Source organism: Serratia sp. H1w, assembly GCF_000633355.1.
In the GTDB taxonomy this organism is placed as follows: Bacteria; Pseudomonadota; Gammaproteobacteria; order Enterobacterales; family Enterobacteriaceae; genus Chania.
Window position 1 is genome coordinate 1 of the sequence record NZ_AYMQ01000158.1, and the last position, 10,029, is coordinate 10,029.

Consider the following 10,029-nt stretch of genomic DNA (forward strand, 5'->3'; position numbering starts at 1 on the left):
TCTACTAATTGGAGGCAGCACCCAGGTCAGGATGCCGCTCAGTTTGCTTTTTCCAGTGGTTTTCTGCCGATGCTGCCACTGGCGCTAGTCGCCTCGCTGCTGGAAGAACTGGGCTGGCGCGGTTATGGCGTCGATAGCTTAAAGAGTCGCTGGCCAATGTTGCTGCCCACCTGCTTGATATTCTTTGGGTTATGGGCACTCTGGCATGTCCCGTTGTTCTTTATTGAGGGGACTTATCGACATCAGTTGTAGCAGGTTGGTGGTCTCTACGTAGCCAATTTCTTTATCAGCATATTTCCTGCCACCGTATTGGCTAATTGGTTCTATTATCGTTGCCAGCGTAGTATTCCGGCAGCTATTTTATTTCACTTTACCTTGGTAATGGCGGCTGAGCTTATGCCGGTGACACCACTCACCAAATGTATCTGGACAGCAATATTATTGTTGGTTGCATCATTACTAATTGCGATAGAGCAGGAGCTCTTTTTTAAAGAATAAACAAGCTGGCATTATTAACACATCAGCAATCATTTAACTTTCGTTATCGGCACCTTTGCAGCTGATACTCACACACGACTAAATTCCGGGATACTTATCATGATGGATTATAATTTATTATTTACTCGCGCATCATTGCCATCGATTAAAACACTATCACTGACGGCTATCTTATTGACCGGCAATGCCTATGCCGGCGAGTGGTCGATCGGCACTGGCGTACTGGCAGAGCAACTCCCCTATCGCGACTATAAGACACAATATATACCGCTGCCGATTGTCACTTACCAAGGTGAACAGCTTTTTATTAACGGTCAAGGCATCGGAATTAACATACTGAACTCGGAGAGCCACAATCTGCATTTGGCAGTGAATTACTCCCCGCTTAGCTTTAAGCCTGCGGATAGCGATGACCCGGCAATGAAGCGGCTGGATAAGCGGCGAGCAACCGCCATGGCCGGCATCGGCTATCAGTATCATGCCCGCTGGGGCAGCCTGGGCGGCAAGGTGGCGACAGACGTGCTGGGCTATAGCGATGGGGTGATCGCCGACGTTGGCTATCAGTATACGTTCGAGCTAGGCAAACTGCGGTTGATCCCGAGTGTCGGGATGCGCTGGCAGAATCGTTCCTTCAATAATTATTATTTTGGCATCACCGAGCAGGAATCTCGGCGCAGTGGCATGCAGCAATACCGGGCGAAAAGTGGCGTTTCACATTATCTCTCTGTCGCCAGCTATTATGCGCTCAATAATAACTGGCAGCTATTCCTGATGGGTTATAATGAACAGATAAGCGACTCGGCGCAAGATAGCCCAATGACCGACCATGATTATAGCATCTATGTGGTGACCGGAGTTTTATATAGTTTCTAATAAATAAACCACTCCACTAATTTAACCCTATCAGTCATTAACTCTCGATTTTATTTAACCGAGTAGGTTTGGCTTGCCATAACACACTGCACCTTAGGCGGTTAATAATCCACTGTAAGGTGCAGCTTGCTGTTCAGCCGAGTCGTTTTTGGGTTCGGTGATATAGTAATACCACCCCCAGCGCAATCGCCGTCAGAAACAGTAAATAGGCTCCATAGGTCGGCAGCATTTCGCCAATGCTCACACCGCGCACGGCAAAGTCGCGATAAAACCGGTATTGCCAAACGAACGGGAAAGCGTAGCTGACGTAGTAGGCCCACAGTGGCATGTAGCCCACCGCCATGGTTGCACCACTCATAATAAACCCCGGTGGCACCAGGAAGGTCATCAAACTGGCCCCCTCCCCCGGATGTTTGGTTGACCACGCCAGGATAAACGCCAACCAGCCGAAGGCCAGGCCGGTCATGAAGATGGTGGGCAGATAGTAAAAATAGTTACCCGCAAATCTCAGTTGCCCAAAGGTCACCAACAGCGCGCTGATCACGGTAATGCCGGTGGTGTAAAAGAAGGCATAGGGCACAATCCGGCACAGCAGGGCTAGCGGCCCCCGGGTGAAGACGTCGTTTTCCCAGGCTCCCGTCATTCTCAGCCTGCCAACGATCATCAATGTCGCCAGCCCGTAAAACAGCGAAGAGAAAAAGTAGATAAAGGCGATGCTGGTCGAGTTGGTCGCAGTGCTGGTTGGGTTAAACAGGTGACGGTTTTTCAGCTGCATCGGGCTTAATGCGGCTTCTGTCCCCTTTTCCCCCAGCCTCAACGCAGCAATACGAGCTGCGCCAATCTCGGCCCCGATTTCTGGAATATATTCACTCAGATTTTGCAGTACCTCGGCGTTTTGTGATGAGTTGCTGTGATCGGCAAAGTAGCCCAGACGTACGGTGCTATCGCCGGTTTTCAGGCTCTTTTCCAACCCTTTGGGAATATAGAGCACACCCAGATTGCGATCGTGAGCGGTCAGCGTCTCGGGATTAACCGGCGCACGGAAAACCTGAGTAACCTCAATATAAGGTGAGGTATTAATCTTCTGGATTAGCTCGGTCGAATAGTGCGAGGCATCCAGATCGATCACGGCAATCTTGCCTTCAAAGACGGTGGAGTGGGTAAACACCAGCGAGAATAACAGCGCGATAATGCCAGCCACGACAATAGAGACTTTGTGGTAAGGCATCACGTGCCCTGACCTCATGGCAGCAATCTCATCGAGCATCGACTTAATGATGTTCTGCATCATCCACCTCGAGCGTCATGCCGGTCAGCAACCGGGGCTGTTGTTCCGTATAGATGCGAACCTGATAAGAGGTTAAATCGGCCTGGCCCCGTTCTCTGGTCATGCGTAAATCGGAGAACGAAGGGGCGGCATTGGCAAAACGCACCACGCCGTTAACCTTGGCTGCCAGAGCCGGGACCTGAGCGGTTACCGTCGTACCGGGTTGATAGGCGCTAACCATGTTTTCACTGACGTAAATATCCACGTACTTGCGGTCGGTCTCCAGCAACACGGCCGGAGCACCCACCGGCACAATCTCGCCCGGTTCATACAGCAGTTTCAATATTTTGCCTGATTCGGGCGCAGTCAACGTCAGACGCTGGTGGTTGACGTTGAGCTGTTTGAGTTCGGCCTGGGACTGGGCTAACTGCGCCCGGAGCTGATCGAGGATGTTTTCCCGGTTTTTGATCGACTCACGCGAGTTGGCGATCGCTTGTAGCTGCATGCCCTGCGCACTGCCCTTCTGCGACAGATTTTTCATCTGTTCCGGCGTGGTGCCAATCATCGCCGAAGCCAGCTGCCGCTCGGCCTGCACCACCGCAGAACGGGCCTGGGTCAGGCTGGTTCTGGCATTGTCCAGCATTGACTGTGAGACATGCCCCGCCTTTTTCAAGTTAACGGCCCGGTTAAAATCGATGCTGGCAAGGTTTTCACTGGCACGCGCCGCCCCCAGTGCCGCCTGAATTTCTTCGATCTTTCGCCAGGAAGAGGTCTCTGTTAATGCGGTTTCATTGGTCGCGATACGGATAGCCGATTCTTCCTGACGGATCAGCGCCTGCTGGGAGCGAATAACCGCCTCAAGGCGTTCGATGGCCAGATTGGTATCGACCTCGTCCAGCACCATCAGGATCTCACCCTGTGCTACCCACTGAGATTCCTGGACGTTGCGCTGGCTCAGCTTGCCGCCAACGCTTTCAAAGGAAATATTGATTTTATCTGCGGTCAGCACGCCCGACTTTACGCTTTGGGCAACGGAGACCGCATCATTTCTTGAACCAAAATAGATCAGGCTTGAACCAATCAGCAGTAGCACCAGAAAGGTGATAGCCGTTTTCAGCAGGGGTTTTGAGGTAGCGGGTTGTTGTTCTGTCATTGTATTTAGCCGGCTAAGTATATAGTTAAAAAAACGTTTCAATGCACCAGATCCTGGGTTTTTGTTACGCGCTGGTGCGCAGCAGTTTACGCAGCATTGAAATCAGGGATTCGCGTTCCTGGCCGCTGAGTACTTCAGCAAAAGACCCGATCGCTTTGAGGTGGCCGGGCAGCGCTTCCTTGATCAGCTCCCGTCCCGTTGGGCTTAGCGCGATCATACGCGTTCGGCCATCAGCCTGGGTTCTGCTCATGGTAATCAAGGGATCGGCAGCAGACAGCATGCGTTTGAGCATCACCGAGACCGTGGCGGGTGTAACGCCGATCCGCAAGGCCAGTTCGGTGGATGCGGCCTCTCCTTCACCATAGAGCGACATCAGCAGAATGAATTTTCCTTCCGATAGGTCGTGGTGCAAGGCCAGGCGGGCATAGATGGTTGAGCGAATCAAATCGGCGGTCGCTATCAGGCTTAATACCAGGTCGACCCCTGAAGCATCCGTTTCGAGATCCTGCTGTTGCTGCACGCGAATCAGGGTTTCGCGGGTCGGCAGTTTTCTTACTGGGAAGTCCATAGCGCCCCTATCAATTTATTTAGCCGGCTAAATTATAGGGATCGATCTGCAAAATTACAACGGAGAAAAGACCGTGAGAGCGATCTTACGCGTTGGAGAGGGAGTCAGTCCTGAGCCTCTGTCAGGTACAGTTGACCAATTGGAACACTTTCAGTCCCCTCTCCCAGTGGGAGAGGGGTTACCGTCAGGTTATTTTTGCTGGGTGAAGAAATCGTTATAGAGCATATAAAGATGCGCCGCACTCCAGGAAAAATTCGGTGCCCCCTGTTGCTGGCCGTTGAGCGGGTTGTAGTTTTCACGGATCGGCCCGTCGGTTACCAGCCCATCGGCGTGCTTGAAGAAGGCCGCAGCCATCGCTTCGGCATCTTGGCGATAACCATATTGCTCCATGCCTTTCAGGCCGAAGTAAAGTTGGTCAACCCAAACCCGCCCACGCCAGTAAATATCGGCACCAAAAGCCGGATTGGTCAGAGCCGCCGTGCCTAGCGGGACATAAGTGTTGAATTCGCGTGTGTCCTTCATCACCTTGACTACGGCATCGGCATGTTGCTGATTCGCCGCACCGTTAAACAACGGCGACCAGCCTTCCGGGCCTTTGCCGCGTTCTACGATAGGCTTGCCCGCACAGCCATTGGCCAGCGGTTGCTCTTCGATACGAATATCGTAGAAGAAGCCACTGCGCTCATCAAACATGCAGGTATTGATGTAGCTCGCCAGCTTGCTGGCTTTGCTGCGAAAGTCCGCCGCTTGATCCTGGTAACCCAGGATATCGGCCATCTCGGCGAGATACTTATTATCGCTATACATATAGCTGGCCTGATCGACAGACTCCTGCAACAGGGAATATCCCAGCAAGGTGCCGTCCTGGGCGCGGTTTTCGGCGAATTTCACCTGCCAATCCTGCTTTTTACCGCCCTGTTCGACATAGTTAGCCAACTGATCGGCATCGATAAAACCGAAGGCGGCGGCATCGTCTCGCCCTGACTCCCAAGAGGCGGCAACCTGAGCCGGAATTTCGATGCTGTCATACTTGCCGGTGTGCAGCAGTTGATCGTAGTTTTTCAGCCCATGCAGAGCTTGTTCATGCTCGCCACGTTTGACGGTAAACAGCATCTGTCCATCGGCGGTATTGTGGGCTTTATCCCGCGTTGCACCGTATTCCGGCACGCCGTTATGGTTATGGTCGCGATTTTTCAGCCACCAGTCGTGATAGGCGACCAGCCTCGGATACATCTCTGCCAGCCATTGCTTATCGCCAGTCGTTTTGTACACCTCCATCACCGACCAGGCCGCCAGGCTTGGCTTAGTGTTACGTTCGTTCCAGTTGGTGCCATCGCCACCGCGTTCCGGGCTGAGGTTATAGGCGATCAGATCGGGAACAAATCCGGCATCCCACGGGCGAACGGGATCGTCAGGTTGGATCTGAAACGCAAATACGGCGCGAATATTATCTTTCGCCACCTCAGGATTAAAATGTGCCATGGCGTAGGCCTGCTTCCAGGTATCCCACGGCCAGGTCTGGTTGCCGGAGAACCAGCGCCCGGTTACCGAAGGCGTCACCGAATCAAACTTCATGGCTCCCGCCGCCCCGCGCCAGTTGGCATTCAAGGTTTCGATCGCTTTTACCGCCACCCGCTCCTGATCCTGAGTGGCATGAGGATTGGTTAACCCTTTACGCAGATAGGCCTCCCAACGCTCGGCAGATGCCGTCATATAGCGTTGCGGATGGGCCAACACATCGGCGATTTTCGGCTGTTCCAGTTGCACTTCCTGTGCCGTGAGTAAATGCGAATAGGTGGTATAAATCGTGGTCGAGCCCTGGATGCTGGCTTTGCCGCTAAACTCGTGCCCTTTAACGCTGGTGAGCATCGGTAGCGATTTATGGATCTGGTATTCGGACTCACCAGAGGTCATCAGGACCGAAGGCGAGCGCACTTTACCAAACGTGACGGTCAGGCCATCTGCCGTCGGCAGGATCTTACGGCTATAGTCAGGGAACGCCTGTTCGATGGTTTTATCCGTTTGCGGCTGTTGTTCCTTGGCATGGAGCTTCTCCAGCAATGCACCATCCCACACCAGCTCCAACGGGGTATCCGTGGTGATTTTCGTTTCCAGCAGCGAAGTCCGTGCCGTGGCAAAGCGCAAGGTCATTTCCACGCTGATGCCCGGTGCGGTCAACTTCTGATATAGCGCGCCGGGGATACTGTAAGCGGTCATGCTCAGTGCAACTTTCTTGCCGTTTTTATACAGCGTCAGGCGATCAAAGTTGTCCGCCATAAAGTTGATATATTCCTCGGTCAGTAGCGCGGGACCAGGGAATCCCCCCATGCCATCTGCATTGGCTGGCAATAAATGCCCGTGCCAGGCGCCATCATCAAATAGCGGGTTAAACCGCTGGTGATCGTCGGCATCGTAATCCTGCATATACTGCGGCGCGCCGGTGCGGTTGATCACGTTTTTATACGCCACCGCCAGTTGCCGTTCTTGAGCCAAGACGCTGCCTGAGATTGCCAGACTGGCTGCGATAAACAAGGCGGCGGGTGTAAATATGTTGCTGGTTTTCATTATGATTTGCCCCAGTAGAAGTATTGCATCAGGAAGATCGAGTTGCTGGCACCGGTGTTGTCATTGGTCATATAGAATTTGCTGTCTAGCGCGGTCGCCAGCCGTCCTCCGGCATACTCATACCAAATGCCCGCCTGAGCGTAAGAGGTGGTGGTGTCCGGCGCATTATCCAATTTATGCTCGGCATAGCTGTAAGCGGTGGAGAGATATAACCCCTTGGCCGCTTCCACCATGCCGCTAAGCATCATCCCAGACTCACTGCCTGGGTGGCGTCCATCGCCCTTGCCAGTGTGGTGCCACACGCGCCCTACCAGATTTTTCCCCTGCAAACCGGCCAACACTAGCTGCCCCGTACCGTCCGTCAGTTCCAAACCGTTTAGCAATGTCAGCCCTTCCAGCAAGTCAAACTGCGTATAGCCGTTCACCATGGTCTGGTAAGTGTATTTATCCGAATAGCGGTCATATTTGCCAAAGTGCAACAGCGCCTTGCTTTCGTTGACGCGGCTCTGGGGAGCGGCCGTTACGCTATAGCGAAACCGCCCGGTCAGGTTCTGGACTTTTACCGCCTGAGTCAAATCGCGGGTGTTGGGGATCACATAGCCGTACTCTGGCGTAAAGTCGCCCCACCATTGCAGATCGTCGAGCGAAGAATCGTTACGCATACTGAGGATCAGCTCGGTTCCCTTGTCGGTACGGTAGCCGCCATAAAAACGGTTGATGCCCCCTTCAAAACCGCCCCAGCTGTGGTCTGCTACCCAGGCATTGCCTTTGTCATCCGCCTGCACAGTCCAACCTTCGCCATAGATCAGACCAAACCAATTGCCTTTTTTTACCTCCAGGCCGCCTTCGATATAGGTGCCATCGCTGTATTTATGCTGATCCGGGCCGTTCATATACACCGAGCCACCCAGCCCCATTTCGCCATAGAAGCGAAACGCGGTAACTGACTGATCCGCTGGAGTTAATTCAGGAGGAGCCAGTACGTTATGTTCCGCAGGCACCGCAGGTTCCTGTGCGAACAAAGCCGTTGGCCAAGCTAATAAGAACACTAACCCTATCTTATTATTGAATATTCTATTCATTTTGCCGCACTTCATATCGGGTTCTCATCCGTGATAGAGGTAAAATATGAACGGCATATTAATGAGAATTTTAGTAAAAAATAGTAAATAATCAGTAAAATGTTAACTTAATCACAGAGGCGTAGTGGCCATAATCACCACTGTGATCCGGGTAACTGTTTCAATGTCTAGAGTTGGCGTGTACAGGAGGGTGATTTGGGGCTGTTGATACCGAAAATACGGCAACGAGAAAACAAGGAGTAAAGCCGAAAAGGATGATGACTGACGATGATATTATCAATAACGATGACATGCAGGCACCGGCCCGGTATGACCGAGCCGGTGTTTCACAAATACGATGATGGGCTTAAACGTTTTTCTTGAAAAAATCTTTTATTTCATCTTTTATTTTACCCAGTTTGGTCTCTGGAGACTGCTTACACGCTTCAATTAGTTTTGGCGTCACCGCAACAGCAACCTCATTAAAGTCAACGGTATCCCCATGTTTATACTGAGTGCTGTCATTAATAACCCAAAATGCAACCGGAGTATAAGATTTCGGGTTAAGATCAACGAACTCCTGACATGTCATATTTTCTGGCGTGGTTTCTACCGCCTTCTTTTCTAAAGGCTGAGTCTCAAGCGCCATGGCGGACGCCGCTGTGACCAGAAAGGTAGTGGCAACAATCATAGAAATAACTTTTTTCATAAATCCTCATTGTAAAATATTAATATTAAATCATAGTTAACATAAAAAAATAACATATCACTGCCGATAGTTTAACTCACTACCCACAGCCTGGATTCCATTAACTCGAATGTATTTAACTGACCGATTGAGCAACAGAGTAAAGTAATTGGCGCCCTACTAACAGCAGAGCAATCATAAATTAATGTCATCACATTCCTACGCATGTAGGAATCCTGCAACGTAGGCTTACTAATTAAATAGAAATAACACAAATTAACCCGTGACTGAAAAACCTATTTCGCGCTATTGCCCATTGTTGTGAAACTTATATTGGACTTTTAGCCGGTTGGCATCCGGCCCCTCCGGAGGCCATTCCGCCACAGGCTGGCAAACATTCCGATCACTCCCGATGGAGCAAATCCGCATATATCCCAGTGAGCACCCCACCCGGAGCAAACTGCTTTTTGATCCACTGGGTAACCTGCCCGGTTGCCGCATGCTGAGTCGCCAGCAGCATGCTGGAATCCTGCCGTGGGTTATGAATGGCACGGGTAGCCAGCAGCCCTTCGGCTACCGGTTCACGTGCCATATACTCCGGCAGGAAGCCAATCCCTTCCCCCAAAATCTGGCACTGACACTTGGTGTTAAAATCCGGCACCAGGATCGCTTCCTGCCCATGCAGTAACCAACCGACTTTTTTATTGATGGTATGCGCGGTGTCTTCCACCATGATGTTGGGGTAGAGCCGTAACTGACTCTCCGAGATGGGCTCCGGCATAAAGGCTAATGGATGATCGGGGGAAATGGCGAACACCCAACGGATGGCACCAATTTCGGTGTAATCAATCCCGCCACCGTCCAGCAGCGTATCCGGCGCGCCAATCGCGATATTGGCCTGATTGTTGATGATGGAATCCCAAACGCCGTTATACACCTCGGTAGTCACCGTGATGTGGCAGGTTGGGAATTGCTTCTTCAGTACCTGCAACAGCCGGGCGGTATGCCGTGGGGTATAGAGCAACTGGTTGATGCAGATGCGTACCCGCGCCTCGATGCCTTGAGAGATGGTATCAATGCCGCGCTTGATGGCATGGAAGTCGTTGAGCAGGTCGGTCGCCTTGCGGTAGAAGTAAAAGCCGGATTCGGTAAGCTCAATACTGCGGGTGCTGCGGTTAAACAGCACCACGTCCAGCCCGGTTTCCATGCGTTTGATGGTGTAGGTGATGGCCGAGGTTGTCAGATCCAGCTCTTTTGCCGCCTTGCTGAAGCTGCCAAACCGCGCCGTCGTAGTAAATGCCAACAGGTTTTCTTCGGTAAAAATAGAGTTCATGGTCCCCTCACCCTAACCCTCTC

Annotated in this window: 9 protein-coding genes; 2 read left to right on the plus strand and 7 right to left on the minus strand. The window is 51.9% G+C overall.

Annotated features, from left to right (window positions below):
- Both U869_RS30250 and U869_RS0127685 read left to right on the plus strand, forming a co-directional pair.
- The coding region (locus U869_RS30250) for a type II CAAX prenyl endopeptidase Rce1 family protein (protein ID WP_115681398.1) at positions 1-252 on the plus strand (252 nt) is incomplete at its 5' end.
- A 345-nt stretch (positions 253-597) separates the two neighbouring features.
- Entirely contained in the window at positions 598-1,371 is a 774-nt protein-coding gene (locus U869_RS0127685; RefSeq protein WP_025122626.1) for a MipA/OmpV family protein, read from the plus strand.
- A 133-nt stretch (positions 1,372-1,504) separates the two neighbouring features.
- Here the strand turns inward: U869_RS0127685 and U869_RS0127690 are convergent, their stop codons facing one another.
- From U869_RS0127690 to U869_RS0127720, 7 genes are all read right to left on the minus strand, one after another.
- Positions 1,505-2,659: an ABC transporter permease gene (locus tag U869_RS0127690; RefSeq protein ID WP_025122625.1), complete on the minus strand. Its 1,155-nt coding sequence runs from the start codon at positions 2,657-2,659 to the stop codon at positions 1,505-1,507.
- Complete coding sequence (locus U869_RS0127695; RefSeq protein ID WP_025122624.1) at positions 2,643-3,791, minus strand: HlyD family secretion protein; 1,149 nt, start codon at positions 3,789-3,791, stop codon at positions 2,643-2,645. The genes U869_RS0127690 and U869_RS0127695 overlap by 17 nt, the downstream gene beginning before the upstream one ends.
- 64 nt (positions 3,792-3,855) lie before the next feature.
- Positions 3,856-4,359 (minus strand): MarR family winged helix-turn-helix transcriptional regulator, encoded by a 504-nt coding sequence (locus tag U869_RS0127700; RefSeq protein ID WP_025122623.1) that lies wholly within the window; start codon positions 4,357-4,359, stop codon positions 3,856-3,858.
- Positions 4,360-4,548: 189 nt separating this feature from the next.
- Positions 4,549-6,924 (minus strand): alpha-glucosidase, encoded by a 2,376-nt coding sequence (gene ygjK, locus U869_RS0127705; protein WP_025122622.1) that lies wholly within the window; start codon positions 6,922-6,924, stop codon positions 4,549-4,551.
- The gene (gene ygjJ, locus U869_RS0127710; RefSeq protein ID WP_025122621.1) at positions 6,924-8,006 is read right to left on the minus strand and encodes a protein YgjJ; all 1,083 of its coding nucleotides are present in this window, start codon (positions 8,004-8,006) and stop codon (positions 6,924-6,926) included. Before ygjJ ends, ygjK begins: the two co-directional genes overlap by 1 nt.
- A 346-nt stretch (positions 8,007-8,352) precedes the next feature.
- Entirely contained in the window at positions 8,353-8,694 is a 342-nt protein-coding gene (hdeB, locus tag U869_RS0127715) for an acid-activated periplasmic chaperone HdeB (RefSeq protein ID WP_025122620.1), read from the minus strand.
- A gap of 382 nt (positions 8,695-9,076) precedes the next feature.
- Entirely contained in the window at positions 9,077-10,006 is a 930-nt protein-coding gene (locus U869_RS0127720; protein ID WP_025122619.1) for a LysR substrate-binding domain-containing protein, read from the minus strand.
- Between the last annotated feature and the right edge of the window lie 23 nt (positions 10,007-10,029).